This is a genomic window from Psychrobacter sp. AOP5-GZ1-6 (assembly GCF_052376345.1).
Classification (GTDB): Bacteria; Pseudomonadota; Gammaproteobacteria; order Pseudomonadales; family Moraxellaceae; genus Psychrobacter.
In genome coordinates, this window is the sequence record NZ_JBQSVP010000059.1 from 1 (window position 1) to 18,302 (window position 18,302).

At 41.7% G+C, this 18,302-nt stretch carries 18 protein-coding genes; 11 read left to right on the plus strand and 7 right to left on the minus strand.

Features of this window, described 5'->3' with window-relative positions; genetic code table 11:
- Positions 1-182: 182 nt before the first annotated feature.
- The 4 genes from ACT3RN_RS09065 (at position 183) to ACT3RN_RS09080 (ending at position 3,469) form a co-directional block, all read left to right on the plus strand.
- Positions 183-992, plus strand: a complete 810-nt coding sequence (locus ACT3RN_RS09065) for an acetoin reductase (RefSeq protein ID WP_192992373.1) — start codon at positions 183-185, stop codon at positions 990-992.
- A gap of 206 nt (positions 993-1,198) precedes the next feature.
- Positions 1,199-1,774 (plus strand): isochorismatase family protein, encoded by a 576-nt coding sequence (locus ACT3RN_RS09070; RefSeq protein WP_192520088.1) that lies wholly within the window; start codon positions 1,199-1,201, stop codon positions 1,772-1,774.
- 300 nt (positions 1,775-2,074) lie between these two features.
- Positions 2,075-2,722, plus strand: coding sequence for an HD domain-containing protein (locus ACT3RN_RS09075; protein ID WP_192520087.1), 648 nt, complete (start codon positions 2,075-2,077; stop codon positions 2,720-2,722).
- Between the two features lie 147 nt (positions 2,723-2,869).
- A complete protein-coding gene (locus ACT3RN_RS09080; RefSeq protein WP_192520090.1) occupies positions 2,870-3,469 on the plus strand; it encodes a DUF1287 domain-containing protein in 600 nt (199 codons plus the stop codon).
- Between the two features lie 149 nt (positions 3,470-3,618).
- Here ACT3RN_RS09080 and asd read toward each other — a convergent pair whose 3' ends face one another.
- On the minus strand, positions 3,619-4,455 hold the full coding sequence (asd, locus tag ACT3RN_RS09085) for an archaetidylserine decarboxylase (protein WP_444518581.1): 837 nt from the start codon (positions 4,453-4,455) through the stop codon (positions 3,619-3,621).
- Between the two features lie 112 nt (positions 4,456-4,567).
- Here asd and dtd point away from each other — a divergent pair, with 112 nt between their 5' ends.
- From dtd to phoR, 3 genes are all read left to right on the plus strand, one after another.
- Positions 4,568-5,023: a D-aminoacyl-tRNA deacylase gene (gene dtd / locus ACT3RN_RS09090; RefSeq protein WP_192520085.1), complete on the plus strand. Its 456-nt coding sequence runs from the start codon at positions 4,568-4,570 to the stop codon at positions 5,021-5,023.
- A 145-nt stretch (positions 5,024-5,168) separates the two neighbouring features.
- Positions 5,169-5,873 (plus strand): phosphate regulon transcriptional regulator PhoB, encoded by a 705-nt coding sequence (gene phoB, locus ACT3RN_RS09095; protein WP_192520084.1) that lies wholly within the window; start codon positions 5,169-5,171, stop codon positions 5,871-5,873.
- A 63-nt stretch (positions 5,874-5,936) separates the two neighbouring features.
- Positions 5,937-7,022, plus strand: coding sequence for a phosphate regulon sensor histidine kinase PhoR (gene phoR / locus ACT3RN_RS09100; protein WP_225739251.1), 1,086 nt, complete (start codon positions 5,937-5,939; stop codon positions 7,020-7,022).
- Between the two features lie 7 nt (positions 7,023-7,029).
- On the opposite strand, the gene ACT3RN_RS09105 is transcribed toward phoR, so the two are convergent.
- Positions 7,030-7,620 (minus strand): M23 family metallopeptidase, encoded by a 591-nt coding sequence (locus tag ACT3RN_RS09105; protein ID WP_192520083.1) that lies wholly within the window; start codon positions 7,618-7,620, stop codon positions 7,030-7,032.
- A 185-nt stretch (positions 7,621-7,805) separates the two neighbouring features.
- Between ACT3RN_RS09105 and ACT3RN_RS09110 the strand changes: the two genes are divergently transcribed.
- On the plus strand, positions 7,806-8,537 hold the full coding sequence (locus ACT3RN_RS09110) for a putative quorum-sensing-regulated virulence factor (protein WP_192520082.1): 732 nt from the start codon (positions 7,806-7,808) through the stop codon (positions 8,535-8,537).
- 181 nt (positions 8,538-8,718) lie between these two features.
- Complete coding sequence (locus ACT3RN_RS09115; RefSeq protein WP_192520081.1) at positions 8,719-9,396, plus strand: LOG family protein; 678 nt, start codon at positions 8,719-8,721, stop codon at positions 9,394-9,396.
- A gap of 256 nt (positions 9,397-9,652) precedes the next feature.
- Here ACT3RN_RS09115 and ACT3RN_RS09120 read toward each other — a convergent pair whose 3' ends face one another.
- The 3 genes from ACT3RN_RS09120 to ACT3RN_RS09130 all read right to left on the minus strand — a co-directional run bounded on the left by ACT3RN_RS09120 (position 9,653) and on the right by ACT3RN_RS09130 (position 14,246).
- Positions 9,653-11,200, minus strand: coding sequence for an FAD-dependent oxidoreductase (locus tag ACT3RN_RS09120; RefSeq protein ID WP_192520080.1), 1,548 nt, complete (start codon positions 11,198-11,200; stop codon positions 9,653-9,655).
- A gap of 597 nt (positions 11,201-11,797) precedes the next feature.
- Complete coding sequence (locus tag ACT3RN_RS09125) at positions 11,798-12,895, minus strand: hypothetical protein (protein WP_442062492.1); 1,098 nt, start codon at positions 12,893-12,895, stop codon at positions 11,798-11,800.
- Positions 12,896-13,139: 244 nt separating this feature from the next.
- Positions 13,140-14,246 carry a YbfB/YjiJ family MFS transporter gene (locus tag ACT3RN_RS09130; protein ID WP_319021013.1) on the minus strand — a complete coding sequence of 369 codons (1,107 nt, stop codon included), beginning with the start codon at positions 14,244-14,246 and terminating at the stop codon, positions 13,140-13,142.
- A 185-nt stretch (positions 14,247-14,431) separates the two neighbouring features.
- On the opposite strand from ACT3RN_RS09130, the gene ACT3RN_RS09135 reads away from it, so the two are divergent.
- Together ACT3RN_RS09135 and ACT3RN_RS09140 are read left to right on the plus strand one after the other, a co-directional pair.
- Entirely contained in the window at positions 14,432-15,265 is an 834-nt protein-coding gene (locus ACT3RN_RS09135) for a LysR family transcriptional regulator (RefSeq protein ID WP_192520492.1), read from the plus strand.
- A gap of 312 nt (positions 15,266-15,577) precedes the next feature.
- On the plus strand, positions 15,578-15,847 hold the full coding sequence (locus ACT3RN_RS09140; protein WP_192520493.1) for a type B 50S ribosomal protein L31: 270 nt from the start codon (positions 15,578-15,580) through the stop codon (positions 15,845-15,847).
- Positions 15,848-16,045: 198 nt separating this feature from the next.
- On the opposite strand, the gene ACT3RN_RS09145 is transcribed toward ACT3RN_RS09140, so the two are convergent.
- Both ACT3RN_RS09145 and ACT3RN_RS09150 read right to left on the minus strand, forming a co-directional pair.
- Positions 16,046-16,864: an SGNH/GDSL hydrolase family protein gene (locus ACT3RN_RS09145; protein ID WP_192520494.1), complete on the minus strand. Its 819-nt coding sequence runs from the start codon at positions 16,862-16,864 to the stop codon at positions 16,046-16,048.
- The gene (locus tag ACT3RN_RS09150) at positions 16,858-18,255 is read right to left on the minus strand and encodes a nicotinate phosphoribosyltransferase (protein WP_192520495.1); all 1,398 of its coding nucleotides are present in this window, start codon (positions 18,253-18,255) and stop codon (positions 16,858-16,860) included. Before ACT3RN_RS09150 ends, ACT3RN_RS09145 begins: the two co-directional genes overlap by 7 nt.
- Between the last annotated feature and the right edge of the window lie 47 nt (positions 18,256-18,302).

Genomic DNA, 18,302 nt, shown 5'->3' on the forward strand with positions numbered 1-18,302 from the left:
TTCTAGAGAGTAGTTTTATTAAAAATCTAGTCGGAGTAAGCTTCTTTGTAAAGCTCGAAATAGTGAATGGAGCATTAAGTGTTTGTTTATGATAATCTGATAGAGTGCACTATAGACCTAAATAGTGATAACACAGACTAGCTATTTTTCTTAGGTAAACTAATAATAATACGAGGTCGATTATGTCAGACAATAAGAACACTCAAGCATCTAAGGCAACATCTACAAAAGTTGCAGTAGTCACAGGATCAGCAGTCGGTTTGGGGAATGCAATTGCGACACGGTTAGCGAATGACGGTTTCAAAGTTGTGCTACATGATATCAATGAAGAGAACCTTAAAAAGGCAGAGAAGAAGTTAGTTGATGCTGGTTTTGACGTTAGCGCGGTAGTAGGTAATGTGCTAAAACGTGATGACCAGTTTAATGTGGTGAAACATGCGGTAGATAAATTTGGTCGCTTAGACGTCTTTGTTAATAATGCAGGTGTAGAATCTGTATCTCCTTTTTTAGAAATTGAAGAATCTGAGATTGATCGGGTACTCGATATTAATGTGAAAGGGGTTGTCTTTGGTACACAAGCTGCTGCTGAACAAATGAAAACTCAAGAAGGTATTGGCAAGATTATTAATGCTTGTAGCATCGCTGGTCACGAAGGTTATGAGATGTTAAGCCTTTACTGTGCCAGTAAATTTGCTGTACGTGCGTTTACTTATGCGACTGCTAAAGAGTTGGCGAAGTATGATATCCGTGTCAATGCTTATTGCCCAGGGGTAGCTGATACGCCGATGTGGGAGCGAATCGATCAAGCGTTCGTTGACCATAAAGGTTATGAGCCTAAGCAAGCTTGGACAGAATTCACGAGTGGGATTTTGGCTGGTCGTCCACAACAGCCCAATGATGTCGCAAACTTAGTATCATTTTTAGCATCGGAAGACTCAGATTATATCACTGGGCAAACCATTTTAACGGATGGTGGTATGGTGTTTAGATAAGATCACCAAGTGATACATGGTTGAATATCAAACCTAAGTTTAAACAATCTAAAATAATGCAGTCAAAAAGGAAAGGCCTTACATTTATTGTGAGGCCTTTTTTATCTTATTGATAACCTGAAGACATCGCCATTGACGCACTGAATAAAGTATGACTAAATAAGTGTAAAGCGAATCAACAATGCCAGTTGTACAAGGAGTGTACTATGTCTACTATGATTACCGAACGTACTTATCGAATCGCCCGTGAAAACACGCAAGCCATGATTATCGATGTACAAGAGCGACTCACCCCGCATATCTATGACCACGAAAATATTGTTAAAAAAACCGTGACGCTTATCAAAGGTCTGCAAGCGCTCAATGTCCCCATTATGCTCAATGAGCAATACAAAAAAGGCCTAGGTGAGACTTTGCCGGAGATACGTGAGGTATTAGAAGGTAATAATGCTAAAAGCTTTGAAAAAGTAACCTTTAGCGCTTGTGATAACGATGATTCATGGCATTACCTAGCGCAGCAGAATCGCAGTATTGTTTTATTATTTGGTGTAGAAACACATGTTTGCGTGTTACAGACCGCTCTTGATTTATTAGACAATGGCATGCAGCCCGTGATTATTGGAGATGCAGTTGGCTCGCGTTTTCCGTACGACAAAAAACAAGCCATTCGCCGCATTCGCCGTGCTGGTGGTGTGATTACTACTGTTGAAACCATTTTGTTTGAGCTGTGTCGCTCAAGTCGTGATCCTGCCTTTAAAACCATTAGTAACTTGATCAAGTAGCTTGTGATATGAGGTATTATTGAGCCAGTATTGAGCGGTCAGAGTTATGCAGGCCTTTATTAATAAGCATTTATTAACACGCCCTAATAAACCTCGACTAATAAGAGGTTGCAAATAGTCGTGAACGAGATAGCGCTTGATAGTATCAGCGCTATTTTTATATCTAGAGTGTGTCCTCATTTAAAAACAGTGATAAAAATAGAGTCAACGTAAGGTACCGTTTAATACCATGTATAATAGACATTATTGTGTTCAAAAGACCTTAAGCTAAAGCAACTCATAGAAAAACTAGAGAACAGTATGTCAGTAGCCACTCCAGCATCATCAATTAAGCCTCCATCATTGACTGATTCCAATCGCGCTCAGCGCATTAAGATAGATGATGTGACGCATTTTTTATTAGAGTTGGACGCCCTAAAACGCGTTAATCGTCGCAGCTATGTCACAGGTACCACTCGCTTAGAAAACTCTGCCGAGCATTCTTGGCATTTGGCTATGGCCTGCTGGTCTATCGCTGAGCAGTTTGAGCTGGATGTCAATCATGAAAAGTTATTAAAGCTGGCACTGGTACATGATTTGGGTGAGATTGATGCCGGTGATACCTTTCTTTATGCGAGCAGCCGTAGTACTGCACACGTTGAAGAGCGCGAAGGCATTGCTCGATTGCAAGCGGAGCGTGGCAATGGTATTGCAGATTTATGCGAGGTCTGGGAGGAGCAAGAAACGGGCGATAGCAAAGAGGCTCAGCTGCTAAAAGTGGTTGATCGACTGTTGCCTTTTTTACTCAATCTAAATACTGAAGGAAAAACATGGATTGAGCTAGGTGTTACGCGCTCGCAAGTGAGCGGTGCACATGATTTTATCAAAGACAGCTTCCCTAGTATTCATGACTGGTTAGCAGAAAATATTAGATACGCGACTCAGCAGGGGTGGTTGCTTGACTTGTGAATGTTCAACACGGCTTAGTTTTAAGTTTTTCTAACATATTTCTAGGTGGATGGTTGGATTGCTTAAAGATTTTACAACTTACTTATTCTTTGTACGTGTTAGTGTACTAGGATATAGTTTCAATGAAAAAGAGATGGTTAAATGAGAATGTCTGTAACTTATAAAACACTATGCAAATCACTGGTTTTAGTCAGTGCATTGGGTTTGGCGCAAATATCTCAAGCAACAACCTCCGTAAGCAGTGGTGATAAATTGGCAAATGATGCCAAAAAGCAAATCGGCGTTACCACTAGTTATGATCCTGCTTATCGTAAATTGGATTTTCCGCGTGGTGATGTACCGATAGAAACAGGTGTCTGTACGGATGTCGTCATTAGAGCTTATCGCCTGCAAAATATCGATCTACAGCAATTGGTCAATCATGACATGAAGTCCAACTGGTCAAGCTATCCAAAAAACTGGGGGTTAAAGTCGACGGACAAAAACATCGATCATCGCCGTGTACCCAATCTTGAAGCGTTTTTTGAGCGCCATGGACAGACATTATCGATTACCGATAAAGACAGTTTTCAAGCAGGAGATATCGTGTCATGGCGCTTGCCGAATGGTAATTTACCACATATAGGTATCGTCTCAGACAAATTAGCCCCCGATGGCACTCCGATGATTATTCATAATATCGGACGCGGTACACAAGAAGAAAACATCCTATTTGCTTATCCTATTCATAAGCATTTTCGATATTAAGAGACTTTTAATATTGAAAGGTTTTCGGTACTGAAGCGCTTTCGATATGAGCATGAACCATCTTAGTATCAGCTAAAGTCAGCAAAGAGCCCAGTTAGACGCAAATCATGACGTCTAACTGGGCTTTAGTTTTTGTACGAAAGGACACTTTACTTGGTATTGATATTGCCCAATAACTGTCCCATTTGCACCACACTATTGGCTTTCATACTGTCTTGCCAGTCAGCCTTTGCGGCTTTTGGCAATACGATAATCGCCGTTGAGCCTAAGTAAAAACGGCCAAGTTCATCGCCTTTCTCAAAGCTCATGTCATGCTCTGCTTCTTGAATATCCTGAGTACGGGCAATCTTGCCTGTCGCTACTGTCTCGATACCAGCGACAATCATCGCCCCAACCATCACCACAGCGGCTTTACCGTAGGCTGTATCAAATATACAAACCAAGCGCTCATTGCGCGCAAACAAGTCAGGTATGTTAGCTGCCGTGGTGGTATTGACTGAAAACAGCGTACCTGGTACGTAGCGTGTCTTGGTCAAGGTGCCCGCGAATGGCATATGGACACGATGATAATTACTAGGTGCTAGATAGACGGTCGCAAAGCTACCATCAGCAAAATAGCTACCATCTTCGCTGTCGGCGAGTAGCTGCCCGACGTCATAGTAGCGTCCTTTGGCTTGGAGCAGTTTATGGTTGTCAATCTGACCGAGTTGAGAGATGATACCATCCGCAGGGCTGACAATACCGTCAACTGTGGTGTCGATAGGGCGAACATTTTCTTTGAGCTCACGAGTAAAAAAGTCATTAAAACTTTCATAAGCGTTAAGGCTTTGGCGCTCATATTCGTCCAAGCTGACATGGTATGCCTTTGCAAAACTACGGATAAAAGCACGTTTGACGTAAGGGTGTCGACTGGCAGCCAAACGTCCAGCAACTTTACTTAGCTGTTGTTGTGGGACAAGCTGTTGCAAAGTGGTGAATAAATTCATAATGAGGTTACCAAAATAGAGTTTGATGTAATAATTAATAGGCAAGTGAGTGGCTGCATTTTACCATGGACAGCATATTATTGTATGAGCATAATCTGTAAGGAGTCAGTAAATGAAAGCACTAATACAAAGAGTAAAGGGTGCGAGTGTTACTATCGATGGACACTGTGTCGGTAATATTGAGCAAGGTGTGTTGGCATATATTGGTTTGGGTCACGATGATACGCTACAAAGTGCGCAGAAAATGATCGATAAAATTCTGACTTATCGTATCTTTGAAAATGATGAGAACCCTGCTAAATATGGTAAATTAGATAAAAACCTCCAACAAGTAGGTGGTGGGTTATTACTAGTCTCACAATTTACTCTAATGGCAAAGACAGACAAAGGGCGTCGTCCTGACTTTGGCAATGCCATGGCCCCTGATGCCGCACGAGCGTTGTTTGCACAATTGGTCGCCTATGCACAGGTGCAGCATTCTCAGGTCGCTACTGGTCAGTTTGGTGCTGATATGCAAGTATTGAGTATCAATGATGGGCCGTTGAATTTTTTATTAGAAGTAAATTAAACACTTGGATTTGATATTAAGAAAAGGCAGTTAAAACAAATGTCATTAAGCTGTCATAATTAATCCGTCTAATAGATAAAATCTGGCGAGCAACTAGCGCCTATTTTTTAGGGTAAGTTTTGTCCTCTAACGCTGAGAATACCGTATGTATAATGAGCAAATTTTAATTGTTGAAGATGAGCCTGCGATTCGTGAAATGATTGTTATGACGCTAGATATGGCAGGGTTTGATAGCTTGCAGGCAGTTGACGTATCAGAAGCGCATCAACAAGTGGTTGATCATAGACCTGCGCTTATTTTATTAGATTGGATGCTCCCTGGCGACAAAAGTGGCGTTGATTTTTGCCGTATGCTCAAAAACGACGAAATGCTTTCTGAAATCCCTGTCATTATGTTGACGGCTAAAAGTGAAGAAGATAGCAAAGTTCATGGTCTCGATGCGGGTGCTGATGACTATATGACCAAGCCATTCTCTACACGTGAGCTGATCTCTAGAATCAAAGCTGTACTACGTCGCAGTAGTGCGCTGAGTAGTGATAAGCCTATCGAAGTTGGAAAGCTAAGTTTAGACACCAAAAGCCAGCGCGTGACAGCTGCTGGTAAAGTCATCGATGTCGGCCCCACTGAGTATCGATTGCTGGCATTTTTTATGAGCCACCCAGAGCGTGCCTATACGCGGACACAGCTGCTAGATCAGGTATGGGGCGGCAATGTCTATATTGAAGATAGAACCGTTGATGTACACATTAAGCGTTTGCGCACGTTATTGCGCCCGCATCAGTGTGATACGTTGATACAAACGGTGCGTGGTACAGGCTATCGATTTTCTAGCTTTATTGAACCAACTTGATTTACGATAAAAAGTGTCATAGCAATTGCAACGTAATATAGTGAATAGTGCTAAGGATGACGGATGAGCGTGATAATGCCAATAGAAAATGAGCAACAGGGTGCGTTAGAGCCAGCCGCCCAGCAGAATGCGACAGCACAACTTAAAAAGATCAGTAGCGCCGTACAAGCGCTACGAGATGCAGTTATTTTACTGAATAATGATGATGGATTAGAGTGGTGGAATCAAGCGGCAGAAGATTTACTCCTATTACAAGCAAGGTCTAAAGGTCAAAGTATTTTTGACTTTGTGAGTGCGCCTGAGTTTCGTGAATACTATCATTCGATACCCATACCGAACGATGGTGTTCATATAGAGTCATGGCGAGATGCTAAGCGTTACCTAAAGTGCGAAATAACGCCGTTCGGTGATGAAAAACTACTCATTATTTATGATGTGACGCGCTTACAGCATTTAGAGGAAATGCGCCGCGATTTTGTGGCCAATGTCTCACATGAGCTGCGTACACCATTGACAGTGATGATGGGCTATCTAGAAAACTTCTCACATCAGCCTGATATGCCGCCACAGTGGCGACGTGGTTTTGAGCTGATGACCCAGCAGACAGCACGCATGAATAGAATCGTAAATGATTTACTGCTACTATCTCGCATCGAAATCGAAGAAACTCATGAGTTCAATTATATTAATATGACCAAGCTGCTGACGCATGTATATGATGATGCGCAAGCCTATAACCAAGCGTATGGTCATACTATTCATTTACAGATAGACACTTATGATGGGCTACAAGGCTCAGAGATGTACTTAAATAGTGCATTATCTAACTTAGTGATTAACGCTATCAAATATACGCCAAAAGGTGGTGACATATCCATCAGCTGGACGAAGACGTCAGAGGGCTGTAAGTTTGCTGTTGAAGATAATGGTATTGGTATTGCCCCTGAGCATATCGCACGTTTGACAGAGCGTTTTTATCGCATTGATAAAGGGCGTAGTCGTGCGACTGGTGGCACAGGACTGGGCTTGGCAATTGTAAAACATGTGTTGTATCAACATGAGGCCAATTTGCAAATTGACTCGGTAGAAGGCGTTGGTTCGACATTTAGCATGGTGTTTCCAGCCACTTACGTTAGATCTGCACCCTAAACAGACCTTACTTTTTTTGCAACAGTGGGTATGGGTTAACGGCACTACCGTTAATATAGATGCCGTAATGAAGGTGGGGTGGTGTACCTTTGGCATTGCCACTATCGCCTACATAACCAATCGTATCGCCAACGTCTACCCAGTTGTCAGGAGCGATATCAGCATAGTCTTCTAAATGCGCATAGTAATGCCCTGCGCCGCCAGGCCCAACGACTACCACCACACGGCCGCCCAAATTATTCTCACCGACTTTACGGACGATGCCTTGCGTTGCTGACTGTATCGGAGTGCCGCGCGCTGCAAAAATATCAATACCCTCATGAGAGCGACCTTGACTGCGTGCTGCACCCCAAGTATCGGTTAGGTTTTGTCCTGGTAGTGGGTTCGGCAGGCTGTCTTCTGTAGGTAGCTCTTGTTGTAATAAACTGAGCTGTTGCCACTTGGCGACCACGAATGACTGTGTCTGTTGACTAATGCTGGGCAACAGCTTATCAAAGACAAATAGTAGCACGATTAACACAGCTGCCTTAATCAGTACGCTTAGTACGTGACCGAAAAATGAAGGCGTTGGTGGCTGCTCTCGTTTATCTGCTAGCATTGAGCTCTCTTAAGTGTCTTGTGATGTTTAACTTTTATTATAGAAGTCTTGTCACTTAAGGTCTGTATCGCATTGTTATCTATCATATTGTTATCTATGGCTTTTAACCCCATAAATATAGGACGTTATGAGTAAGGTCTGTTGAATATTTAGATACTGGGGCAGTTATTGATGGTGAATATGTTATGAGCGAGAATTCTGATAATAATGATGTCTCTGCTGGGGTTGAAACGGCGCTTATTATTGATACTGAAACGGATCAAGGTCGTGACCCAAGACCTATACAAGTAGCAACCATCAATGTGGCTACTGGGTTTGAGTGGATGCAGTACTTTAATAGTGGTCGCTCTATATCGCCCGTTGTTATCAAAGTTCATGGCATCACCGATGCCGATGTGGCCGGCTATGAGCGCTTTGATTTGGATAAGTTTGAGTTGCCGGCATATTTGATCGGTCATAATGTACGTTTCGATTGGCGAGTGATTGGTCAGCCATCTGCCAAGCTTATTTGTACTGTGCGGCTGGCACGGGTAGCCTTTCCTGAATGGCGCGCTTATGGGCAGTCCAAATGTATCGAGCAGTTATTGGGCAAAGGCGAGGCGAGCAGTATGACGATTGCCGCTCACGATGCGCTAGGTGATGTACGCATGTGTTTTTTGCTTTATAAAGCGTGCTGCAAGCGCTTAGAGATTGAGCCGACGGATTTTGCATTGGCACATGCTATTTCGAACAAAGCGACTCCTGTGAGCAAGATGCCATTTGGTAAGCATAAGGGCAAGCCAATTAAAGATGTACCTATCAGCTATGTTAAATGGATGATAGGCAACATTCACAACATACAGCCGTCTCTACATTCTGCACTGATTAAGCGTATTAATGCCGACACTCTAGCAAAAGAAAAAGTGAGCGCTAAATAAGATAGGCAGGCTATTTTACGTGTTGATAAATCGTTGTCACTACCCAAACACATCAGCTATGTTAAGATAAAAGCGCGATTATATAACAAGGTATTGCTCTGATCTCATACCTTGCGATAACGAAAACTATATACATAAAAACAAGTGAAAATTCATGTGTTGTCACTATTAAGGATGTTCTATGCAAATGAAAATTAACAACGATACTTATGAAGTCATTACCAGCCAAGATATTAGCAATATAGAAAAAGCAGTAGATAAATCAACGTTAACGATGCCATTGGTGGCCGTATATTGTGGATCGCGTTTGGGAAACAGCGACGTCTATGAAAAAGCGGCTCGTGAACTGGGTTTGGCACTGGCAAATAATGGCATGGGTTTGGTTTATGGTGGCGCGAGTATCGGGCTGATGGGTGCTGTTGCGGATGAAGTTGTCAAAGGGGATGCGCAAGCCGTTGGTGTGATTCCAACTTTTATGCTGAAGCACGAAATTGCTCATAATCAGTTAACACGTTTGCACCTGACAGATACCATGCACACCCGTAAAACAGTAATGGCAGAATATGCTGATGCTTTTATTACCTTACCGGGCGGCTTAGGTACATTAGAAGAAATCATGGAAATTGCAACGTGGCGACAGCTATATCAGCATGAAAAACCAATGATTATCCTGAATATTAATGGTTTCTATGATCGTATGATTGAGCACTTGAAATACACCACTGAGCAAGGTTTTATGAAGCAGCAAGATCTTGAGCGTTTGGTTGTATGTAATACTATTGATGACGCCATTGATCTACTTAAGACAGTGGTCACCATAGATTCTGCCGTCGATACAGAAAAGATGGTTGGTAACTAATAGATAAGGTCTCTACTATTTATAACCGTATTCTGAAATGAAAATCATGTGTTTTATAATGTATTGAACCCTATAAGGTATTGATTTTATTTTTTATAAAAAAGAGAGCATAGCTGATAGTTAGCTATCCTCTCTTTTTTTTCTTCAATTTTGGGACAGGTTTTGATTCAGACTATCATTAAAAGCAGTCGATCATAGACCTTACAAATCATAAAAGCCATTTATCATCGACAAGCGATTAACGTTCAGCCAGGTCTTAAGCTGATTCTGGAATACTATGATTGACACCAGCCATCGGTGACGGAAACCCACGTTGTTCAGCCAGTACATGGGCGACTTTATCAATCGCTGAGCTATCGTTTTGTGTCAAGTAAGGCCAATTATGAGTATAACGATTTTGGTTTTCTTTTGTGTCACGCTCAATCAAACCAAGCTCAACCAGCTCATCGACAACTTGATCTGCCGCAATCAAAGTCGATGACGCTTTGACATTCTCAGCACGTGCATAACGTATATTGGAGTATAAACTTACATCCGCAACACGTAGCGTATCGTCTTTCCCAGGTATCTGCTGTCCGCCATATAGCGCATTACCCACCGTACGCGCGCTGTGAAATGTCGGTACGAATTCGGCAACATAGTCGATAGCTTGCTGACTACGCGCTTGTAATGGTGCTTTGTCCCAGCCGTCTTCAATATAGTGTACGTATTGGGGTGGCAATTCGGGTTGCGCGCTGTCTTTGCTAGAGGCGACCAATCCATCATCAAACAGCGTGATAAATTTACTCATGCCGTGTATTTGAAAATAGCCACCCGGATAAGGTGTGAGCTGGGCCATACCCTCTGGTGTACCGCGACTACCATAGACGATAATCTCTGGGATTTGTCCGCCAGTATTGTCCCAATGCGTGATATAAGAAGATTTGAATTCAACCATGCGAGTTACTTTTACACCGACCATATCATCGATTATGCCAGTGCGAAAGCCGCAAGCATTGATTAAGTAATCGACTTCGATAGATTTGGTAGCGGAGTCACATTTCATGTTGGGTTTGTCATGAGATGCTTGCTGATAGTCGATACGCCATTTGGTGACATGGTGGTCTGCATTTGAGCAGTTTTCACAGTCGACAGGCATGACTTGCTGCACTTCAGTGTCAGTAAAGACATGGGCATGCGCATAGCTTTCTAACGCCAGTTGCGCAGAGGCGGCTAGTCGAAAAATATTCCAACCATACTCTTGTACAACAATCAGCGGATATTTAACTTTATTAAGGTCTAGATACTTAGCAACTGGTATCATCCACTCATCAACGGTAGTCGGTACAGCGACTTGCTCACGCTCAGAAAGCTCAATCAGCTGCTCGTGGCTATAGAGCTGATAGTAGTTCTCTGGCTCACCCAATACTTTATTACTGACGTCTTGAGCGATAAGCTCACGGTATGTATCTGTTAATATATCGAGGCGTGGCAGTAAATCTTCAGGCAAACCTTCATCGCGAGTTGGCACTGCAAATACCGTTGGACGGACATCAATGGTATGAGGATACAATCGCAAAATATCGATACATTGTTTGAGCAGTGTGACACAGTCTTCATCAGGAATTTCACGATACAAATTGCCACCTGCATGTAAATGGCACATCGGAGGGCCGTCAATTAGTGACTTGTTTTTTTCAAAAACATAAGTTTCTAGTCCTAATGCTGCAAGGCGAATAGCGATCGTTGCTCCTGCCGTCCCACCACCAAGAATACCAACGCGTTTGGCAGAATGCATTTGATTGTCAGTCATAGATTGAGTCATTGTTATTATCGTATCCTTAATATCATTTATAGCAGATCGTGATCGATATATTTATTGAATTTTTTGTACCTTAAATAACTTATAACTGTTGATATGCGTGCGAATTTTTTAAGTTCAATATACATATTAAGTAGTAATGGTGATATTTACTATTGTGTAGTGACTCTTAAGCACTATAGGGTTATTTTACGAAAAACTACATCTAATATGATGGCAAATAAGTAAATACATACATGAGTTTTGTCAATAATTGGTCATTTTTAGTACATTTAGACAGATATTTATTAGATTGAGCGCATATGCTGATTTTTAGTTAAAAAAAAGCAGCCATTATCGTGGCTGCTTTTTTATTTTTCTGAGTATCTAAGGAAGGTCTGTTTTCAATTCACTTGATAGTCATCTTAATAGACTCAGATGTTTAAGTCTTGTCAAACATCGTTAAATATATGATCAATACTCTACTATCATGTGCGCTACTTTTATTATTGGACGGAATATTATCTCATTTTCATCAACATTATTAATTTATAGACAAGTCTATCCAAGCTACAACAGAAGAGAAGTGGTTTGTAATAATATGCTTGTTAAAGGCTGCGCTTAATCAGTCTCCACAACTTTCTCTATAGTAGGTTCTTTTCTATACAAAGGGAAAAAATCTGAGTTCAAATCGTGTTTAGTAAAACGTTTGTTGGCGACTAATGCAGCATATTTTTCTGGATTGACGACCAGTCTATAGGTTTTAAATAATAATTCTCGTGAGCTAAATCCTTTTTTATATTCATATAAAGAATCTAGTTTAGAGCCTAAACCTCCACCAAAATGTAGTAGCTGATATTGATTTTCTCTGCCCCAACCACGCGCAACATGAGTAATCAGTTTGGATGGCTGCAAATTTGTATAGTCATTAAGTGTACCGCCAAGATGGAATTGCATGATGCCAGATTCTTTACAGAGGGTATATATAGATGACCCAATCGCTTTGCCATTTTGATAGGCTGTTATCAAGAGTATTCTGTCGTGAAGATTCTTAAATAAATTGAAGAAATAAGCATCATCAAAAAAGTAATATTGACATGCTTTGACATGCGCCATAGTTTCTTTATAAATTTTTGAAAACACCATGGCATTTTCTTTAGTTAATGGCTCAATCTTGGTCACAACATTCATTTTTAGAGCTTTTTTGATACCTCTGCGATGGCGATTTTGGGTTTCGCTCCAGTGTTGTTCTTCAGACTTATTTAGGTCAGATATTAATGTTAGCCCATGAGTTAAGGCTTGTCCAACAGTGGGTAGCCAATCTTTATTGATGATTGGGTGCAGGCGCATAAATAGAGAGACACAGCCTTTTTTAAAGAGACAGGCCCTTATTTCTGTTAGAATGATATCTAATTGGGCATCGGTTAGAGACTGGTCCATCACAGGACCACCGTAACCATAAGTAGATGTGGCATCCCAACACTCTGCATCTATTTCTCGTATGATAATAGGTAGAAATACTTTTTTGTTTTTATAGTGAGCGATGATACCTTGAGGAGTCCCTTTATCGATGACAGATGATGCCGTAATCCAACCAGATAAGTGGTAGACGTCAAAATTATAGTCTGATATTTGTTTATCCCATTCTTTATCTATACCTACAAACTCAACTTCTATTGTATCTGCATCAGTGACTAACGCAACTTCTGCTGTATCCATTTCTTTGATTCCTCAGTACTGAGTACTATATTCGTAAATTCTTATATATAAATATAACAATAAACTCTGAGGTTAACAAGAGTATTTACTTATTTTACTGAATATATGTTAGGTAGTAATAAAAGGGTAACTTTTATAATATGGAAAATAGCTCGTTCGATAGCTGCTTTATTTCATTCCAAAACATATTTTTAGGCTATTTTGAACATTTGCCTGGTAGTATGACATGAACTATTTTCTTTAGCTAAGGATGTTTCAAATTTAACAAGCTATATAAAAAAACTGTACCAACCATGACAACCGCTGCTGACAGGTATAGGCCTGGGTTATAACTTCCATAAATCTCGACAATATAACCAGTGCAGACGGGTGCTATAATTTGAGCCGCGCCATAAGACAATGTCATTGTTCCCATAAATTTGGCAGGATCACTGGGAAAAAACTTACCTGCCATTGTTAATACCAAGCTCACACAAGCGATGAAAGTGCCACCAAATAATAAGGCACTGACTATGGCAGTAGGTAAACTGTTGTTGAGAGCAGGTAGTATGATACCCGTTACCTGTAACAGATAGGCGGCAATGAGCGTTTTGAGATAACCAAATCTTCGAGCAATACGATCCCATATAAGTGCAGCGGGTATAGCAGCTAAGCCAATCAAAAGAAAAACCAAACCGCCTTGCCCTTGCAAACCTTTGGTACCTTCTACAATATCAACAATAAAAGTAGAGCTTACCGCGTAGCCATAACCAGCACAAAAGTAAGCGAGCATCATGAGTGACTTGAAAGTCTTACTGGGTGGGTTGTCCTTAACCACTTCTTGATTTTTATTTTCGGTGGAAGGATGTGGCATCCATAACCACGCAGGTACAGCAAAGACAATCGCCAAGACAGATAAGGCCAACCACTGCTGTTGCCAATCTGCTTCTAGCGCTTGTATTGCCTCAAACAATAACGAGGTGATGACGATGCTCAAACCTGCACCTGCAAAATGAATACCTAACTCAGCACGGTGGTTGTTTTTTACTAGCCATTTTAGTACCAATCCTGAAGCGATAATAAATCCACCCGAAGCACAGGTTCCAGCGAGGAATCTCAATATTGCCCAAGTGGTTATATCTGTGGTCAAAACCATGGTAGCAGAAGTGATGACACTCAAAACAAGATATATACGATGTAAGTTATATTTATAATTGAGATTATGCATACTCGCAGCAAGCAACACACCAAACATATAGCCCATAAAATTGGTGCTAGCCAACCATCCGCTACCTAGATCTGTTAAGCCCGCGCCTTCTTGCATAACGGGTAATAGCAGGCTATACGAAAACCTAGCAACACCTACGGTCACTATCAAACTACAAATTCCAGCAATGTATACACGGATTTTCGTGAGCTTTATAGACATTTTTATGACTTAATATAGGAAAGTGATTCACAAAGAATACGTGACTCTGTTAGTCTTAAAAATTGAATTATTTAGAACAAAAGATTCTTATTATAAGAAGTGTTTAATAAATGGATAAGGATGTCTATATGGAGATTTTGGGGCTAAAAACGTTTAAAGCGGTGGTTGATGAAGATGGCATTAAAGGCGCTGCTGAAAAACTGCATACCGTCCAGTCGAATATCACTAATCGTATCAAAAAGCTTGAAAGAGAGCTGGACACAAAGTTATTCAATATCGTTGGCAGAAAGTTGCAATTAACTCCTAGCGGCCGACAGCTGTGCGACTATGCCGATCAAATTTTACAATTAGAGTATCAGGCAACCTCGGCTATTTTGTGTAACAAAGACAGTTATGAATTAAGAATCGGTATGCCGGAAACCTTTGCGGCCGTTCATATGCCGTTGGCACTCAAACAACTTAAGTTAAATCATGCTGAGATTCGCGCTAAAATTCATACAGACACTAGTGATCGGTTGGTACTAGCTGTACTGAACCATAAAGTAGATTGTGCGGCAATCGGCAATCCACCTAAGCACAAAGATCTTGAGGTGATTCCTATTGTAAAAGAAACGCTAGTGATGGTGACGCCATTAGACAGTGAGCATGACCCTGTGCTATTGGTGCGTGATGAAGGGTGTGGTTACAGAACACAGGCGCTCATTTGGCAGCAGGAAGCAGGTAGAAGTAGTGATGAGCTGATGTTGATGAGCAGCGCCGATGGTGTCTTAGGTTGTACCGCTGCGGGGCTAGGATATACTATTATCGGCCAAAACATGGTGGTAGGTAGTCGATATGAAAAGTCATTGGTCATGACACCACTGAGTAATGGTGCAAAAAATGTCCAGCTATCGATTGTTTATCGTAAAGATAGCCCGCTATCATCAGGGATACTGACGCTCGCAAAATTGTTAACCGAATAATATGTCATGCTATTTTTAAGTCAGGCCTGACTGGTTTTTGTCAGTTTTGTATTCTTATATTATTAGGGTCTTAATATCAGATATGCTTGCGTCAAACACCAAAAAACGTTAAAATCGCGGTTTAATTTTCCCGCTGGGGAAAGGCTAAGTGAGCAGGGAAATGGTATTGGGTGCTGGAATAAGCCAGTGACGCAGTTGCCATACTTATAAATGCCCTTAGTGCCTCAGTTACGTATGTCATTATTGATTTTGCGTATCATAAAAGATACCGTCTAAAATCTCTATACATACATCGGACATAGAGAGCTTATTATGCGTAAAGATATCCATCCTAACTACCAAGAAGTTTTGTTCCACGACACTAACGCTGACGTTTTCTTTTTGACTCGTTCAACAGTTAAAACTAAAGCTACTCGTGAATATGAAGGTAAAGAATACCCATACTACCCACTTGATATTTCAAGTGCGTCACATCCATTCTATACTGGTGAGCAACGTAAAACTTCTACTGAAGGCCGTGTTGCTAGCTTCAACAAACGCTTTGGTGCGTTTGGTGGTCGTAGTAAGAAAGCTGCTGAGTAATTTATACCTATGGTATAAATACATCTCGATAAGCAATAAAAAACCGCTGATATTCAGCGGTTTTTTTATTTGAATTTTATAAGTAGCATTATAGTCAAAGCACTCTGTAATGGATACAAGACAGCCAACTGTATAAGTAGTACCTTTAAGTAGGGTAATGCTATAGTGGCTCAGTGGCTCGCTGACTGTATGTAAGTTTTAGGCAGTGGTAGTTTCTATTGCTTGTACAATCTGCTCTGATAATTGCTGCGCCCAATAGCCATACATAAGACTGCTAGGGTGAAAGCCATCACTGGCAAACATTACAGCAATATCGATAGGCGTGCCATTAGAGTGTTCTTCTATCATCCGTGCAAAGTCAGTTGCCATATAGTTGACACCATCATGATCGGCACAGATTTTTTGCAATACTGTGTCGAGCATTGAGGCTTTCGCACCAACAAAGTTATTGAGTGGAGTAGGTATTGCAGGCATTTGTGCCATCGGTGGTAGACTTGAAAAAATCAATTCTCGCACACCAAATTTACGCTGAGCAATAGCAATGATATCTTCAATCTGCTGCTGCCATTTGTGTGTAGAAACATTAGAAGTAGTGTCATTGACGCCAACACTTAGTACCATCACATCAACGGGTTGACTAGGCATAGGCAAAATATATAGCCTACGAAGGATATCAAAGCTGGTATGGCCAGTCGTTGCTTGCAATGACCATATCAGCTCCTCAAACTGAGTATTGATGGTGGGCTGCTGTGTTAGGATTGGAATGAGCTTGCCGACTAGGGCTTCCTGCTGTGACGCACTACCAACACCAGCGGCGGCCGAGTCACCAACAACCATTAAGTTTAGCGTGGTTTTTTTGACATCCGTAGACTGGTTTAGTTTGACACGACCATTCCTTTCCCCATTTGGCTCAGGCAATCTAACGGTATCTCGCTTGATTTTTCGTCCTTGATAGAGGTAGACCGGGGCAAGTAAAATATCCTTTGCGACAGAAGTTAGCTTATTGGTTTTTACCATCCTGCACGCTCCCGAATAGTCGTCAGACTGTCTTCGACTAATAGCTTGCCATCGACATAGACATCCCGTAGTAGGTTGTCTGCATCAGTTACCAATTCATCGGCCTTGATAGTTGTTAGCTGTCCGTCAGCGTTTTGGACTAAAGCCAAGCGACCTTTTTTTGAGCGTTTCGAGAGGCTAGTGATAGGATCTTTATAAATGTCTTTCCATACGCCATCGATAGAGATAGCACTGGCTTTCATTGCCCAGCTCATGGTATCGCGATTGACTTGCTGTAATAGACCGCCACCCATACCGAATGTGACATTATCTGCGCTAAAGCCTGCTTTTAATATGACATTAATAATCTTGGTCAAGCTTTGCGGGCTAATACCATCCCCTTGGATGATTCGTACATAATCAGGTAGTACCTTATAACCTTTACTATTAATAGTTGTCCCGAACTTCACTGCCAAACGCTCTAATGCTTCACGGACTACTTTGGTAGGCTCACCACTGTCTGGTCTAATAACCAGTGTACCGCCCATATTTTTCACGTCGTCTTTTAGGCTGCCACCCCAAATGTTATCGATGGCGTTCCATAGATCGTAGCTGTCAGACACCACCGAAAATGCTTTGCCTTCACCACCAAACTGCTCGATCATATTGGCAAAGGCAGCGGTTTCGCCATCGCGGCCCCATGCTGTCATGGTACTGTGTTCAGCCGCAGGGATAGAAAACGCTGGCATATCTTGGCCCATCTGATACCAACGACTGGCAGCTATTAACGCCGCCATTGAGTCTGTACCCGCAAAGTTCACCAAATGTGCCAAGCTACCGAGTGCTACAGACTCCTGACTAGATGCACCACGTGAGCCGAAATCATGCAGCCTAAAAGTAAGCGAATCTGTGTTATCTGCTGATTTTTCTAATGCTTTACGGATGATATTTTTACAATAATGCGAGACACTAGCGACCGTTGATGGATACCAAATCGCACGTAATAGAGCAGTTTCGATATAGCTTGGTAACCAGTAAAACTCAGGGTCGGTATTGATGACCTGACAGACCACGTTAGATACTGGCACGATGCTACCTTCGGGGACAGCTTCGATACGCAACGGCAGGTAGCCGCCGTGTTTGTCCACCAAACGCTCCCAACCAGCACGGTTAAAGGTCAAGCCGTGTGCTTGAATGACCATTTCGGCTTCATCGATATCTTGATGGGTAATGGGGGTGCTTAGGTATTCTTTGATAAAGGCTTGCAAGCCAAAAAACATCACATCATAGTCGCCTTTACGGGCTTCTATGTAGCTCGACAGATACTCACTACCGCTTGGGTATTGCACCCAATGTGAGGTTTTATAGCTATCACTATTAAGGATTAAATTATTTAAATTACTGGTATACATCACAGAACTCCTCTGCTTTGAAATGCCATAGCTGATTTGATAAAAAA